Origin of the sequence: Methylobacterium sp. Leaf102 (genome assembly GCF_001422425.1) — a bacterium.
Classification (GTDB): domain Bacteria; phylum Pseudomonadota; class Alphaproteobacteria; order Rhizobiales; family Beijerinckiaceae; genus Methylobacterium.
Genome location: NZ_LMMX01000001.1, coordinates 751066 through 766650 on the forward strand (window position 1 = coordinate 751066; position 15585 = coordinate 766650).

Here is a 15585-nt window from a genome sequence, read left to right on the forward strand (position 1 = left end):
GCACGTGCCGTGACTGAACCGGAATGCTTGCGGGCGGAAGGCTCGGAAGCGGAATGCTTTCGAGGATGACCATGACGATCCAGCAAGGAGCGATGTCCGCCGGGGCCGTGGGCGAGGCCGCCGATCTGCAGGCCCGGGCCGCCGCCGTGGCGGCCGTGGCCGCCGCCCACGCGGAGGCGGTGGACCGCGAGGGCCGCTTTCCGGACGAAGCCCGGGACGCCATGCGGACGCACCGCCTGCTCGGTGCGGCGATCCCCATCGATCTCGGTGGCGAGGGCGCCTCGATCCAGGCGCTCGCCGACATCTGCTACACCCTCGGACGCGCCTGCGCCTCCACGGCGATGATTTTCGCCATGCACCAGACCAAGGTGGCCTGCCTCGTCCGCCACGGCCGCGGCGCGGCCTGGGTCGAGGCGGTGATGCGCCGCATCGCCAGCGAGCAGCTGCTCATGGCGTCCTCCACCACCGAGGGAAACAACGGCGGCAACGTCCGTGTCTCGGCGGCCGCGGTGGCGCGGGACGGCGAGGACATCGTCCTCGACCGCGCCGCTACGGTGATCTCCTACGGAGCGCAGGCCGACGGCATCGTCACCGTCGCGCGCCGGACGGACGAGGCCGCCGCGTCGGACCAGGTGCTGTGCGTCTTCCTGAAGGCCGATTACACCCTGGAACGCCTCGGCGGCTGGCAGACGCTCGGCATGCGCGGCACCTGCAGCAGCGGGTTCCGCCTCCTCGCCCGCGGCCGGGCCGAGCAGGTGCTCGCCGCCCGCTACGCCGACGTCCACAGCCAGACCATGACGCCGGTCTCCCACATCCTGTGGTCGAGCGCCTGGACGGGCATCGCGGCCGGGGCCGTCGACAAGGCGCAGGCCTTCACCCGCACGGCCATGCGGGGGGCCGGCGGCGTCGCCCCGCCCGGCGTCCTGCACTACACCCGCGCCGTGTCCGGCCTGAAGCAGGCCCGCGCGCTCATCGGCCAGAGCCTCGACCGGTTCGAGGCCGCCACCGGCGATCCCGCCGCCCTCTCGGCCCTGGATTTCCAGACCGCCATCACGATGCTCAAGGTCGAGGTCTCGGAACTCGCCGTCTCGACGGTGATGAGCGCCATGCGGGCCAACGGCCTCGCCGGCTACCGGGAGGACGGCGACTTCGCCATCGGCCGGCACCTGCGCGACGTGCTGTCCGCGCCGATCATGATCCACAACGACCGCATCGTCGCCAACCTCGCCACCGCCACCCTGATGGCGCCCGTCGCCGCCTCCCTGCGCGACTGATCGTCGAGACCCGCCGCCCTCCCGCCGAATCCGCCTTTCGCGAAAGTCGAGACCCATGAACATGAATGTCGGCCGCGCCCCGGCCTCGCCCCCGGCCACGGATCCCCTCGACGCCCTGTTCGACACGATGTTCCGGCCCATGGACGCGCAGGGCGTCTACGCCCGGACCGGCGCCTACGAATCGGTGGTGGAGGCCCTGACCGCGCTGATCTCCTCGAAGCGCGAGGCGGACACCGAGGTGTTCCGGTTCCCGCCGGTGATGAGCCGGGCGCATCTGGAGCGGCACGGCTACCTCAAGAGCTTCCCGAACCTGCTCGGCTGCGTCTCGTGCCTGGAGGGCACCGAACAGGAGATCCTCGCCAAGGCCGATCTCCAGGCGAAGGGCGGCGACTGGACCAGCGGCCTGGAGACCGCCGACCTCGTGCTCACCCCGGCGGCCTGCTACCCGGTCTATCCCATCGCGGCCGCGCGCGGCGCCGTGCCGGCGGCGGGCTATCGCTTCGACGTCGCCTGCGACTGCTTCCGCCGCGAGCCCTCCCCGCACCTCGACCGGCTCCAGTCGTTCCGGATGCGCGAATACGTCGTCATCGGCACGCCCGATCAGGTCGCTGAATTCCGCGAGCGCTGGATCGGCCGCGCCACGGCGATCGCCGACGAACTCGGCCTGCCCTACGTGATCGAGCAGGCGAGCGACCCGTTCTTCGGGCGGCTCGGTCAGATCAAGGCGTTCAGCCAGCTCGAGGCCGCCCTGAAGTTCGAGCTGCTGATCCCGCTGCGCGGCGAGGCCGCCGGCACCGCCTGCATGAGCTTCAACTATCACCGCGAGCATTTCGGCACGACCTGGGATCTGCGCCACGCCGACGGCGAGCCGGCCCATACGGGCTGCGTCGCCTTCGGCATGGACCGCCTCGCCGTGGCGATGTTCGCGACTCACGGCGCGACCATCGCCGATTGGCCGGTCTCCGTGCGGGCGGCCCTGTCGCTCTGAACCGAACCCGATCGAAGGCGAGCGTGATGGGCCTCGACCCCGCCGTGCGGCGGTTCCTCGACATGATGGCGCTCGGCGGCACCGGCGCGCGCGGCGTCGCCGAACGACGCAAGGGCCAGCAGGTGCTGGCCCAGCTCGCGGGCGCGACGCCCGTCGCCGTCGCGGCGCGGGATCTCGTGCTCGATCTCCCGTCGGGGCCGTGCGCCGCGCGGGCCTACGCGCCCCGCGACGCCGGGGAGACGGGGCCGGGGCTCGTGTTCTTCCACGGCGGCGGCCTGGTGTCGGGGGACCTCGACACCCACGACGCCATCTGTCGGATCCTCGCGGACTCGGCCGATTGCCGCGTCGTCGCCGTCGCCTATCGTCTCGCCCCGGAGCACCCCTACCCCGCCGCCATCGAGGATGCGGTGGCGGCGTTCGCCCACGTGGCGCAGGCGGCGGAAGCCTTCGGCCTCGACGCGAGCCGCCTCGGGATCGGCGGGGATTCGGCCGGCGCGGGTCTCGCCGCGCGGACGACCCAGATGTTGCGCGGCCGCGCGGCCATCGCCGGTCAGCTCCTGATCTGCCCGGTCCTCGATCTCACCTGCGCGACGGAGTCCCACCGCGCCTTCGCCACCGGCCACTTCCTCGACGCCGAGACCGTGCGCCACGACATCGCCGCCTGCGGCGTCGCGGACGTCGTGGCGGATCCCCGCGTCTCGCCCGGGCGCGAGCCGGACCTGACGGGCCTGCCCCCGGCCCACATCCACACGGCGTCCCACGACATCATGCGCGACGACGGCGCCGCCTACGCGGCCCGTCTCGCGGAGGCCCGCATCCCCGTGGTCCACACCTGCCACGCGGGCATGATCCACTACTTCTACGGTCTCGGCCGCCTCATCCCCACGGCTCGCCCGATCCTCGCGGAGATCGGTGCCGCATTCGGCGCTCATCTGCGCGGCGATCCGGCCCGAACCATCCCCCAATCCCCGCACCGGAGAGCATCATGAGCGTTCGTTCCACCCTCGTTTCCGAGATCGAAGCCATCACCCGCGATCACGACAAGGCGATGCCGCCGCTGACCGACGACCTCGTGCTCCTCGACACGCCGTTCGATTCCCTGTGCTTCGCCCTGCTGGTCGCCCGCATGGAGGATCTCGTCGGCGTCGACCCGTTCAGCACCCTGGAGGTCGCCGACCTACCGGTGACGCTGGGCGACCTCGTGGCACTCTACGAGCGCGCCGCCGTCGCGGCCGCGGCCTGAGCCGATGACCCTGCGTGACCGCCTGACGCGCGCGGGCAGCCTCGACGGCTTGTTCCTCTCGGACCGAACCGCGCGCCGGTCGCTTCCCGCCCTGATCGCGTCCCAGACCCGGACCGACCTCACGGAGCGCCTCGCCGGGCGCGCGGTCCTCGTCGCCACGGGCGGCCAGATGAACGCCGCCCTGGCGATGCTCGCCCTCGACGGGCTGGTGGGCCGGATGGTGCTGGCCCCTCCGGGCCTCACGGGAGAGGAAGCGGCACAGATCCTCGCCACCGCCGAGATCGACCTCTGCGTCACGGACGCGGCCTGTCCGTTCCGGGTGGCGCTGAACGGGCTGCCCTGCGTGGAGGCCACGGAGGCGGCCCTGGCCGCTCCGCTCGCGGCCCCCCGCCCGACCGAATGGGTGCTCGCCACCTCGGGCACCACGGGTGCGCCGAAACTCGTGGTCCACACCCTCGAGGGCCTCGCGGGCGGGATCAACGTCGCGGCGACGCCCGAGCCCGGCACGGTCTGGAGCACGTTCTACGACATCCGCCGCTACGGCGGCCTCCAGGTGTTCCTGCGGGCGATCCTCGGGCCGACGCCCCTCGTCCTGTCGGAGGCGGACGAGCCGGTCCGCGACTACCTCGTGCGAGTGGCCGAGGCCGGGGTCACCCACATCCTCGGCACGCCCTCGCACTGGCGCCTCGCCCTCATGAGCACGGCCCTCGACCGCCTCGCGCCGCGCTACGCCCGCCTCTCCGGCGAGATCGCCGACCAGGCGATCCTCGACCAGATGCGCGCCGCCTTTCCCGAGGCGCGCATCGCCCACGCCTACGCCTCGACGGAGGGCGGCGTCGGCTTCACCGTCGAGGACGGCCGCGAGGGGTTTCCCGCCGGGTTCGTCGGCGCGCGCACGGGCATCGAGATCGTGGTGCGCGAGGGGACCCTCCAGATCCGCTCGCAGCGCACGGGCCGGCGCTATCTCGGCGCCGACGCCGCCGCGCTGACCGACGCGGACGGGTTCGTCGACAGCGGCGATCTCGTGGAATTGCGCGGCGCGCGCTACCACTTCCTCGGCCGGCGCAGCGGCATCATCAACGTCGGCGGCGCCAAGGTTCAGCCAGAGGAGGTCGAGACCATCCTCAACAGCCACCCCCGCGTGTCCATGTCCCGGGTCCGGCCGCGGCCGAACCCGATCCTCGGCGCCGTGGTCGAGGCCGAGATCGTCCTGCGGGAGGATGGCGGCGCACCGGACGATCCGGCCGGCCTCAAACAGGCGATCATCGCCCATTGCCGGCCGCATCTGGCCAAGCACAAGGTCCCGGTCAGCGTGAAGTTCGTGCCCGCCCTGCCGATCTCGGCCGGCGGCAAGCTCCTGCGGGGCGTCTCGTGACGGGGCCGAATCCGACCGAACCGACCCCGACCCAGCGGCGCACCGTCATCGTCACGGGCGGGAGCCGGGGCATCGGGCTTTCCATCGCCACCGGCCTGGCGGCGGAGGGCTTCCGGGTGGTGGCCGTCGCGCGCCGCCCCTCGGAGGCGTTCGAGGCCGCGGCGCGGGCGGCCCCGGACGGGGCGATGCATTTCTCGGCCTGCGATCTCGGGCAGACCGAGGCGCTGCAGCCCCTGGTGCGGGGCATCCGCGCCGCGCACGGCCCGATCTACGGGCTCGTCAACAACGCGGCCATCGGCACGCCCGGACTGCTCGCCACCATGCCCGACCGCGAGATCCACGACCTCGTGCACATCAACACCGTGGCGCCGATGGTGCTCACCAAATACGTGGTGCGGGGGATGATGGCGGCGGGCGCCGGGCGCATCGTGAACGTGAGCTCGATCATCGCCTTCACGGGCTACAACGCGCTCTCGGTCTACGCCGCCACCAAGGCCGCCTCCATCGGCTTCACCCGCTCACTCGCACGGGAAGTCGGCCGGCTCGGGGTCACGGTGAACGCCGTCGCACCGGGCTTCGTCGAGACGGCGCTGACCGAGGGGATGGACGAGGCCGAGCGCGGGCGGGTGGCCAACCGCGCCGCCCTGCGCCGCCTCGCCGACCCGGAGGATGTGGCCAACGCCGTCGCCTATCTGATGTCGGACAAGGCCCGCAACGTCACCGGCACGGTTCTCACCGTGGATGCCGGCAGCACCGCCTGAGCCTCACGCGCTCCGGCGACGGACGCGCTTCACCATCCGGCGGGGCGAGACGCGCGGGGCCCGGGCGGAGCCGTCGATGAATTCGAAGCCGCCGGCGGCGTTGAGCGAGTGCAGCCGCGAGCCCGGCCAGAGGGGGCCCGCCTCGATCCGCGACAGGAAGCTCTGGGCGAAGCCGTCCTCGTCGAGGCGGTCGATCCGCATGAGTCCGAGGGCCCAGCCGTAACCGCGGCTGCAATCCTGGACCGGGCGCACCGCCTGCCCGTCATGCACCACGACGCGGCCGGCGGGCCGCGCGGCGGCGGTGTCGACGAGGACCGGGTTCGCCCGGTGCGGCGCCCATGGTCCGCGGAAATCCGGCGCGCTCCAGAGGTAGAGCGCGTCGGAGAACGAGCCGTGCCCGAGGGGGGCCGCCGCCGGCGCCTCGCGCACGGTGGCGAACAGCCACCAGCGGCCATCGTGCTCGAACAGGGTCGGGTCGCTCGCCGCGACGTCGGCGACGAGGGTCGCCTCCTTGACCCAGCCGCCGGGGAAGTCCGTCGCGCGGTAGAGGTCGATGGTGCCGGCGGCGCAGCACTCGGGCACCATCCAGACGGCGCCGTCGCGCGCGAAGACGAACGGATACGACAGGTGGTGGGCGGTCTCCAGCACCCGGACGGGCGTGCCGACGGGCCCGGTCTCGTCGAAGGCCACCGCGGAGATCACGCCCTTGGCCGAGGCGTGATCGTACTCCTCCACGAACAGCCAGCACCGGCCCGCGTGCACGATGGGGAAGGGATCGGCATAGAAGCGTCGTCCGTCGTCGGGGAGTTCGTGCCAGCCCGAATCCGGGTGGCGGCCCAGGGCGACGAGGTCCGGTCCGTCGAGGCGTCGCCAGCCGATGCGCCAATGCGGGGCGCTGTAGCCGAGGTGATAGAGGCGCCGCACCGCGCTGCCCACGGCGATGCGGGCCGCGCGCCGGGCGAGGTCGCGGGCGCCGAGACCCGCCCCGGGCGCGGGCGGCGGCGAACCGGCGGGGATCGGCGCCGCGCCCCCCACGAAGGCGGCGGCGATCATCGTCACCGTCCGGGCGAGCCCGTCCTCGAAGGTGGTGCGGACGACGCCCCGCACTTCCGTGCCGAGGCGCGCCTCGCAGAGGACGCGGCCATCCGCGACCAGGCTCGCGACCGGCACGCGGCCGGCGAGCAGGCTCGCCAGAAGCGCCGCCTCGCCGGGTTGTCCGTCGTAGAGGAGGCGCCAGACCGGGACGCCGTCGGGCGCATCGCAATCGCCGCCTAGATCGATGACGCAGTCGGGCCGCACGGCCGCACGGTCGGCCGAGGCCAGCCACGGCAGAGCCGCCGCCTCGGCCTCGTCCAGGCGGGCGGCGGGACCGCCCGGCGGCAGGCCGTGAAACAGGGTCTCGATCCGGAACAGCCGGTCGGCGTTGGCGGGCCACGCGGCCACGCGCGAGCGGGCATCGACCACGACGCGGCAGCCCGGCCGGGCACCGAGGCGCGCGACCAAGGCGGCGTGCCACCCGCGGGGGCCGCGCCCGTCGAGGCAGAGCCTTACGAGCACGACGGATCCCGCAGGCGGATCGGGTTTCGAAGGCCCGACGAATTTCGAAGGCCCGATGGATCTCGAAGGCACGCCAGGTTTCGCATCGTCGTCACTTCCGCTGCCGGGGCATCCCGGTCCACCGCGCGACCGGGCGCATCGACGGGCGGGGTACGGGCGCTGCTCGGCGGGATGGGCCGAGGGCCGGATCGCCGGCGGCCCGTGACGAGCCTGCGGAGACGAAGTAAACTTTCCCTTTCCGGCTGAAGTCTTCCCCAATTCTTCACGCCCCGCCGACGAAACGGGCGCGGGACGTGACGATCAATTAAGCATCGATCGATTAACTCTGGGCACGGGCGGGAGCCGGGCCCGCTCCGGGTCGGGCCTTCACCGACGTTTGACCTCCTTCGCGCGGAGTATGGGCCGGGTCGCGGACGCATGCATGGAGTTCCGCCTGTGAACCATCAGTGGCCAAGCGTCCGACCGGCCGAGCGCGACGCGGGCCGCGCGGCCGTGCTGATGCCCTACGTCGCCGACCGGCCCGAGACCGTGGGCAAGGACACCGCGGCCGACATCGGCGACCTCTGGCGCATCGTGGTGCGCCGCCGCTGGATCGTGCTCGCGACGACGGCGGCCTTCACGGTCGCCGCCCTGGTGTACGGCCTCCTCGCGACGCCGCTGTACTCCGCGAATTCGCAGCTCCTCATCGATCCGCGCAACCGGCAGGTGGTCAACCACGACCTCAACGAGAGCGCCGCCGCGGCGGATGGCGGCGTCACCATCGTGGAGAGCCAGGTCAGGGTCATCGAGTCCGACGCGGTGCTCCTGCGCGCCATCGCGGAGGTGGGCCTGGAGGACGATCCCGAATTCGGCGCGCCGGCGGCGGGCCTGGTGCAGCGGACCGTGCAGAGCCTGAAGGATACGCTCCTCGGCCCCTCCGAACCGACCCTGCGCAACCACAAGACCCTCGCCCTGCAGAAGCTCCGGCGCAAGCTCGCGGTGAAGCGGGCCGACAAGGTGTTCGTGGTCGACATCGTCGTGACGGCGTCGACCCCCGACAAGGCCGCCGACATCGCCAACGCCATCGCGCGCGCGTACCTCGCCGACCAGGCCGAGGCCCGCTCCAACGGGGCCAAGCGGGCCGCCGGCGAGCTGCGCGACCGTCTCGAGGGCCTGCGCGCCGACGTCGGCGCGGCCGAACGGCGCCTCGAAGCGTTCAAGGCGGCGAACGGGCTGATCTCGTCGAGCGGCCGCCTCGTCAGCGAGCAGCAGCTGACCGACAGCAACGCCCGCCTCGTCGCCGCCCGCGACCGCACGGCCGAGGCGAAGAGCAAGCTGCAGAACATCGCCACGGCGCGGGGCGCGGCCTTCGACACCAGCACCCTGCCGGAGGCGATCCGGTCGCCCACCGTCGAGCGCCTGCGCGCGCAATACGCCGAGCTCGCCGCCAAGGAGGGCGACCTGCGCACGCAGCTCGGCCAGCGCCATCCCTACATGGCCGCCATCCGCACCCAGATGGGGGACGTCAAGCGTCTCATCGATGCCGAGCTCGCCCGGATCACCAAGGCGGCCGAGATCGACGTCCAGCGCGCCCGGGCCGCCGAGCGCCTGCTCATGGACAACCTCGAGACCCTGCGCGGCGAATCGGTCCAGACCAGCAAGGCCGCGGTGCAGCTGCGCGAACTCGAGCGCACGGTCCAGGCGAGCCGGTCGGTCTACGACACCTATCTCGTGCGCTCCCGGGAGATCGCCGAGCAGGCCACCATCGATACCGCCAACACGCGCGTGATCTCCTGGGGCCTGCCGCCGGAGGAACGCAGCTGGCCCCTGCGCGGCTTCCTCCTGGCGGCCGGTTTCGTCGGCGGCCTCGGCGTCGGGGTCGGCGTCGCGATGGTGAGCGAGTACCGCCGGCCGACGCTGCTCTCCGCCCGGCAGTTCGAGCGGCTCCTGAAGGCGCCCGTGCTGGCGACGTTCCCGCCCGCGCCCGCGTCCGACTCCGCTGCCTGTCAGAAGGAGGCCACCGTCGCCCTCGACACCCTGCGCAGCCACGGCAGGGTTCAGACGAGCGTGAATCCGAAAGGCATGACTCCGAGGAGCATCGGGCAGAACGGCATGGAGCGCGCCCTCATCGTCGCCGTGGCGGCCGGTGGGGGAGACGGCGCGGCGCAGAAGGCCGTGATCGAAGTCCTGTCGGCCACGGCGGCGGCACAGGGAGACCGGGTCCTCACCATCGAGGCCGATCTCGGCGGCCGAAGCCGCGGCAGGAGCGGGCTCCTCGACGTGCTGAGGGGCGAGAAGGGCCTCTACACCGTGGTCTCCACGGATGCGGCCACCGGCGCGTGCTGGCTCGGGATCGGCAACGGCAACAGGGCGACGCGGGGAACCTTCGACCGCGCCAAGGTCGAGGCATTCCTCAACGAGGTCGGCGAGCGCTTCGATCTCGTGCTGATCGATTGCGGCATCCTCTCCTCCAACACGCGCCTCGGCGCCGTGGTCGGCGCGGCGGACCGGCTCGTGGTCGTGGCCCGGGCCGGACGCACCCTGCAGGCGGACCTCGTCGACCTCGACCGGGTCGCCGCGGCCATGGGGCGACCGGCCTTCGGCGCCCTGCTCATCGACGACCGGGCCTGAATGTCGAGCCGCGAGGGGTTACGCGGCGAGGTCGCCGGGCGGGGCGGGAGCCCCGGCTGGAGCCCCGGCGCCCACGCGCGCCTCCGGGCACTTCCGGACCCTGCCGTCGCGGTCCTGACGGTTCTGGTCTTCTGCCTCTCGGGCGGAATGCTCTGGACCATCGCCGGCATCAATTACGACGGCCTCACCGGCTCGCCCGTCCAGAAGATCCATCCGGCCACCTACGCCGCCGTCCTGCTCCTCGCGTGGACGCTCCTGCGTGCCGGCAATCCCGTGGCCAACGCGGTCACGATCCTGGAGCACAGGCCGGCGAGCGCGTTCCTCGGCCTCATGGGCACCGCCCTCGCCCTCCAGATCAGCCTGCGCGGCGGCGCGGGCATCGCCGGCGCCATCGACACGTTCCTGCTGCCGAGCCTGACGTTGATTCTCCTCGGCGGCTGCGACGGGCGCAGCCTCGCCCGGCTGGAGACCCTGGTCCACGTGCTGATGGCCGCGAATGCGAGCCTCGGCCTCGTCGAATTCGTCGTCGGCGGGCCGTTCTTCCCGTTCCGCCTCGACGGCCTGCTTCTCGAGAACGACACCCGCTCGGTGGCCCTGCAGGGCCACCCCCTGACCAGCGCGACGCTCACGGCCTGCTACGTGATCGCCCTAGCGGCGGGCGGCGGGTCGCTCGATGCCGTGCGGCGCCTCGCCATGCTCGGGTTGCAGACCGTCGCCCTCGTCACCTTCGGGGGACGCTCGGCCATCGTCGTCACCCTGGCCCTCGGCGGCGTCCTGGCCGGCCGAGGCCTGATCCGGGCCGTGACGCGCGGGCGCATCCCGCTGCTCGCCGTCGCGGGGGCCGCCTTCGCCATGCCGCTGTTCGCCCTGGCCCTGGCCGGCCTCGTCGGCCTCGGCTTCTTCGACGCCCTCATCGGGCGCTTCGTCGACGACGGCGGCAGCGCCAACGCCCGCGTCCTCGTCGTCGAGCTGTTCAACCGTCTGTCCTGGCGCGAACTCGTGGTCGGCCCGGACCCGACCATCATCGACAGCCTGCGCCGCATCAACGGCCTCGCCCTGGGGCTCGAGAACCCCATCGTGCGGATCGTCCTCTACCAGGGCGCGATCATGACCGCCCTGCTCACCGTGGCCGTCGCGCTGTTCCTGGTCGAGCTCGCGCGCCGGTGCCGCCCCGGCATCGCCATGCCGATGATCGCCTTCGTGTTCCTCGTGAACACCTACGAGAGCCTCGGGGGCAAGACCACCCTGATGGCGAAGTTCGCCATCCTCCTCGTCGCCCTGTACCGGCCGACGCCGGCTTCGCGCCGCGCCGGATAGGCTCGCGTCAGGGCGAAAAGGTCCCGGATGGCGATGCCCCGGATGGAGCCCCCGCGGGTGGAGCGGGGAGGCCGAGGGCGCCGAGGAGCGCCGGATCGAGGCTCCGCGTCTCGCCCTGCACGAGGCCCATGCCGTCGAACAGGTTCCAGAACGCCCAGGGGAAGCCCGCCGCCTCTGCGCTCCGGCGCACGTCGCCGACGTAGCGCGCCCGGTCGGCCGCCCCCGAGGCGACGTAGCGGTGATCGCTGCGCAGGGCCCCGAACTCGCCCAGGAGGATTTCGCCCGTCGGGATGCCGTGGCGCAGGGCCCAGGCCCGCACCGGGGCGAGCCCCCGGTCGAGGAAGCCGCGATCGGGCCGGGCGGCGAAGTACTCCGCGAGCTTGAGTTCGGTCTCGGCGTAGGCCGTCGCCTTGCGGGCGGCCGGGAGCGCGGCATCGCCCGCCATGCGGCGGCGAACGGCCGCGAGGGTCGCGTCGAGGCGGCCGGCGGAGGCCGGCCACGGCACGGCGTTGAGGGCGCGGTAGACCGGCTCGTCCATCCAGGGCGCGCCCTGGTGGCTGAACAGGTAGGGCTCGTAGAAGTGGAAGGTGTAGAGCAGGGGCCGGAACGCCGTCAGGGCGGCCGGATCGAGGGCGGTGAGCCCGTCGACCAGGCTCCCGCAGGCGCCGGTGGCGACGAGGGTCAGGGCGGGCGCGGCGGCCCGCGCAGCGCCGAGGAGGCCGGCCTGGATGCCCCCCCACGCCTCCGCGCCGCAGGCCTGGGGCGGCTCGTTCACGGGCTCCAGGGCGACCCGGCCCTGCGGGTGGCGCGCGAGGGCGCGGGCGAGTTCCGCCACGAGGTCGCGGTAGGCGTCGAGCAGGGGCGCGTCGGGGCCGCCGTATAGGGCCTCCGGCGTGTAGTGATGCGTCGCCGCGTTGGCGTGGAGGTTGAGGACCACGGTGAGTCCCTCCGCCAGGGCCATCGCGACGGCGGCGTCGAGCATGCCGAACAACACGGCGCGGGTCCGGCCCGTGAAGAACAGGAACGGTCCAGGATCGATGGGCAGGCGCACGAAGTCGAAGCCCGCACGCGCGAGGCCGGCGAGGTCCGCCCGGGTCGGGACCGGGCGGTCCGGATCGAAGGCCGGCCAGGCGTAGTCCGTGCGCGGGGCCGGGTACTCACGGGTGAGGGAGAACCACGGCCAGAGGTTGATTCCGCGACGCAGGACGACGGGCTTCGCCGACGGGGTCTCCCTCGGCGCAGCAGGCCCGGGCGAGACCGGTCTGGCCCGCACGGGCTCCCGCCCCAGGGCCGCCGGCATGGGGTGTGCGGCGAGGCCGCCGGCCGCGAGTCCGGCGGCGATCACGCCGCGCCGGGTGGGCGGCACGCGCCCGGTCATCGGCCCCGATTCTCCCGCGGACCTAGACGGAGGTCCGCGACGCACCGGAGCCGAGGCGTGCGGCGGCGACCTCGGCGGAGCGGACGGGCACATGCGGCGCGCCGACCTGGCGGATCATGGTCTCGTAGGCTTCGAGAATGTCCGTCCACGTGAAGTTCAGGGCCTGGCGGCGCGCCCCCGCCCGCGCCCGGTCCAGGGCCGCGTCGTCATCAAGGAGACGGGTGATCTCGGCCTCGCACCCGTCGGCATCGCGAAAGTAGCTCTGGTCCGCGCCGGCGGTGACGCTGTTGAACGGATTGTCGTGGGCGATGATGGCGCTGCCGGCCCAGAGGGCCTCGACCAGGGACGGGTTGGTGCCCCCCACCGTGTGCCCGTGCAGGTAGGCCCGGGCGTGGAAGCGCAGGGCACCGACGATCCCGGCCTCGTAGATCGCCCCCGGGAACACCACGTCGGCGCTCGCCGCGGCCCGGATCCGCCGGTGATAGGGATTGTCGTCGCGCAGCTCCCCGACCACCACGAGCTTGGCGTCCCGACGCTTGCGCGAGAACGCCTCGACGATGGTGAGGATGTTGTTGTCGGGTTCGATCCGGCAGATCGAGACGAGGAAGCGTCCGGGCTCGACCCCGAAGGCGGCCAGCGGCGCGCGCGGAGCGTCGGTCACGGGGTCGCCCCCATACGGGATGGTGCTGATCGCACTGCGCGACCGGCGGGTGGCGACATGGTCGGCGATGGCCGGATGGTCGGCGACGAGGTGGTGCGACGACCAGGCGGCGATCCACTCGTTGACCCAGAACCAGGCCCGCACGGGCAGGGACCATTTCGGCCGGCGCCACTCGATGCCGTCCATGTTCGTGATGATGCGGCGCCCGGCGAGGCGCAGGAGCGGCAGGAACACGGCGCCGTTGTAGCCCAGCACCAGGCTGACCGCGTCGCGCTCGGCCGCGTGGCGGACGCATCGGTAGTCGAAGTCGAGGGTCGCCTTGGGGCCGCGGGTGGCGACCTGCACGTGGATGAGCTCGATGCCGCGCCACGTCTCGCTGCGGAACCGCTCGGTCACCGTCTCGACCTCGTCCTGGCAGTAGACGCCGACGGACCAGCCGCGCGCGACGAGGAACAGGGCCAGGCGCTCGGCAAACGTCTCGAAGCCACCGTGATCGGCCGGGAGTCCGCGCGTTCCGAGTATCAGGAGCGCGGGAGCGGGCGGGGTGGTCATGGAATGTCACCTTTGCCGGATTTGCAGGATCGTGCCGGGGTTTCACGATCGACCGCCGTCTGTGCGCGGGCATGCCCTCACGGCACCGTGCTGTGTCATTCTTTAACAAAGGATCCATAGAGACCGATCCAACGAGGTCTGTCCTGATCTCTCCGGCGACGCACGATGTCGGAAACGATCCGTGTCGGAAACGATCCTCGGCATCCCGGGAAGAGCTCCCCCATGCGTATCACGTGCGTTCACCAGGGGTTCGAACTCTACGGGTCCGACCGCAGCTTCATCGAGACGGTCCGGGTGATGCGGGCGACGTGGCCGGACGCCGTCATCGACGTGGTCCTGCCGCGTCGCGGCCCGATCGTCGCCGCCCTGGAGCCCGTGGCGAGCCGCATCCACGTCGAGCCCCTGTGGATCCTGCGCCGCCGCGACCTGCCACGGCTCGCGACCCTGGGTCTCCTGACCCTGCCGGTGGCCGTCGGCCGCGCGATGCGGCGGATGGCGCGCAGCGACCTCACCTACGTCAACACCTCCGTGGTCACCGACTATCTGCTGGCGGCCCGGTTCTTCCGCCGACGCTGCCTCGTCCACGTCCACGAGATCCCGCAGGGCCTGGTGCGGACCGTGCTGCGCGGACTGATCGGGTGGGCCGGCTGCGGCGTCATCTTCAATTCGCGGGCGACGCAAGCCGCCTTCGCCCCCCCGCCCGGCCGCTCGGGGACCGTGGTCTACAACGGCATCGCCGATCCCGGCCGGCCGAAGGCCGCGACGTATCGGGGCGACCGCCCCTTGCGCGTGCTGATGCTGGGCCGGATCAGCCGGATCAAGGGCCAGGACGTCATGGTCGAGGCCCTCGCGCGCTTGCCCCGGGGAACCCGCGACCGGATCGCGGTGCGGATCGTCGGCAGTGCCTTCGAGGATGAGGCGCGGGAGCACGCCCTCGCGGCGCGCATCGCGGAAGCCGGCCTCGCGCGGACCGTCGAGCGGCTGGCGTTCACGCCGGACCCGGCGGAGCATTTCGCCTGGGCCGACATCGTCGCCGTGCCCTCGCGGCTGCCGGAATCCCTGGGCCGGGTCGCCATCGAGGCCATGGCCTCCGGCATTCCGCCCGTGGTCTCGGACATCGGCGGCCTGCCGGAAGTGGTGGAGGACGGGGTCACCGGCTGGCTCGTTCCGCCGGGCGACGCCGCCGCCCTCGCCGAACGCCTCGCATTCCTGGTGAGCGAGCCCGAGGCCTGGGTCGGTTTTCCCCGGGCCGCGCGGGCGCGCTACGTCAACGTCTTCGCCGAGGCGGCCTCGGCCGCCGGCATGGTGGCGTGCTTCCGCGGGGTTCTCGAGGGCGGCGCCCCGCTGGATCAGGCCAGCGGCAGGCTGCCGAAGCGGCCGAGCCGGTAGACCAGCGCGTCCGCGTCCTCGTTCGCGATCCGCACCTCGCCCACGGCACCGAGCAGGATCGCGTGGCTGTGGCGCTCGATCACCTCGTCGAGGGTGCAGTCGAGGATGGCCTGTGCCCCGGCGAGGCCCGAGGCCCCCGACGGCATGGCGACCCAATCGGCATCGGCGTAGCGGGCCGCGCCCTTGAGGCCGCCGATTCCGGCGAAGCGCTCGGCCACCGCCTGGTGCCCGGCCCCCAGGATGTTGATGCAGAAGTGCCGCCGGCGCGCGATGACGGGCCACGCCGAGACCGCCCGGTTGATGCAGACCAGCATGGTCGGCGGCTCGACGGAGAGCGAGACCGCTGAGGTCGCCGTCAGGCCGACGCGCTCCTCGCCGGAGCCCGCCGTCACCACCACGACGCCGCCGGCGAGGCGCCGCATGGCCCGCTTCATCAGCGCGGCGCCGGCGAGCGGCGGGACGTCTCGGACCGGACTGCTC

General features: G+C 72.9%; 13 protein-coding genes. 9 read left to right on the top strand and 4 right to left on the bottom strand.

Annotation, left to right across the window (positions count from 1 at the left end):
- Positions 1-92 precede the first annotated feature (92 nt).
- Genes ASF27_RS03625 through ASF27_RS03650 form a run of 6 tightly spaced genes read left to right on the top strand, consistent with a single transcriptional unit; the run spans position 93 to position 5641 of the window.
- On the top strand, positions 93-1274 hold the full coding sequence (locus ASF27_RS03625; RefSeq protein ID WP_244480915.1) for an acyl-CoA dehydrogenase family protein: 1182 nt from the start codon (positions 93-95) through the stop codon (positions 1272-1274).
- A 55-nt stretch (positions 1275-1329) separates the two neighbouring features.
- Complete coding sequence (locus ASF27_RS03630; protein ID WP_082478772.1) at positions 1330-2262, top strand: amino acid--[acyl-carrier-protein] ligase; 933 nt, start codon at positions 1330-1332, stop codon at positions 2260-2262.
- A 26-nt stretch (positions 2263-2288) separates the two neighbouring features.
- Positions 2289-3251 carry an alpha/beta hydrolase gene (locus ASF27_RS03635; RefSeq protein ID WP_056357720.1) on the top strand — a complete coding sequence of 321 codons (963 nt, stop codon included), beginning with the start codon at positions 2289-2291 and terminating at the stop codon, positions 3249-3251.
- Entirely contained in the window at positions 3248-3505 is a 258-nt protein-coding gene (locus tag ASF27_RS03640) for a hypothetical protein (protein WP_056165768.1), read from the top strand. The genes ASF27_RS03635 and ASF27_RS03640 overlap by 4 nt, the downstream gene beginning before the upstream one ends.
- Before the next feature lie 4 nt (positions 3506-3509).
- Positions 3510-4880, top strand: coding sequence for a fatty acid--CoA ligase family protein (locus ASF27_RS03645; protein ID WP_056357723.1), 1371 nt, complete (start codon positions 3510-3512; stop codon positions 4878-4880).
- Complete coding sequence (locus tag ASF27_RS03650; protein ID WP_056357726.1) at positions 4877-5641, top strand: SDR family NAD(P)-dependent oxidoreductase; 765 nt, start codon at positions 4877-4879, stop codon at positions 5639-5641. The genes ASF27_RS03645 and ASF27_RS03650 overlap by 4 nt, the downstream gene beginning before the upstream one ends.
- A 3-nt stretch (positions 5642-5644) precedes the next feature.
- On the opposite strand, the gene ASF27_RS03655 is transcribed toward ASF27_RS03650, so the two are convergent.
- Complete coding sequence (locus ASF27_RS03655) at positions 5645-7198, bottom strand: hypothetical protein (RefSeq protein WP_056357729.1); 1554 nt, start codon at positions 7196-7198, stop codon at positions 5645-5647.
- Between the two features lie 435 nt (positions 7199-7633).
- Here ASF27_RS03655 and ASF27_RS03660 point away from each other — a divergent pair, with 435 nt between their 5' ends.
- Positions 7634-9808, top strand: a complete 2175-nt coding sequence (locus ASF27_RS03660; protein WP_244480907.1) for an exopolysaccharide transport family protein — start codon at positions 7634-7636, stop codon at positions 9806-9808.
- A complete protein-coding gene (locus ASF27_RS03665; protein WP_082478774.1) occupies positions 9809-11125 on the top strand; it encodes a VpsF family polysaccharide biosynthesis protein in 1317 nt (438 codons plus the stop codon). It abuts the gene before it with no gap.
- 7 nt (positions 11126-11132) lie between these two features.
- Here the strand turns inward: ASF27_RS03665 and ASF27_RS03670 are convergent, their stop codons facing one another.
- Positions 11133-12503 (bottom strand): cellulase family glycosylhydrolase, encoded by a 1371-nt coding sequence (locus ASF27_RS03670; protein ID WP_056357732.1) that lies wholly within the window; start codon positions 12501-12503, stop codon positions 11133-11135.
- A gap of 22 nt (positions 12504-12525) precedes the next feature.
- On the bottom strand, positions 12526-13716 hold the full coding sequence (locus ASF27_RS03675) for a DUF1972 domain-containing protein (RefSeq protein WP_056357735.1): 1191 nt from the start codon (positions 13714-13716) through the stop codon (positions 12526-12528).
- A gap of 222 nt (positions 13717-13938) precedes the next feature.
- Between ASF27_RS03675 and ASF27_RS03680 the strand changes: the two genes are divergently transcribed.
- Positions 13939-15105: a glycosyltransferase gene (locus tag ASF27_RS03680; RefSeq protein ID WP_056357738.1), complete on the top strand. Its 1167-nt coding sequence runs from the start codon at positions 13939-13941 to the stop codon at positions 15103-15105.
- Here ASF27_RS03680 and ASF27_RS03685 read toward each other — a convergent pair.
- Complete coding sequence (locus tag ASF27_RS03685) at positions 15066-15539, bottom strand: flavin reductase family protein (RefSeq protein ID WP_056165752.1); 474 nt, start codon at positions 15537-15539, stop codon at positions 15066-15068. The genes ASF27_RS03680 and ASF27_RS03685 overlap by 40 nt on opposite strands.
- Positions 15540-15585: the final 46 nt, after the last annotated feature.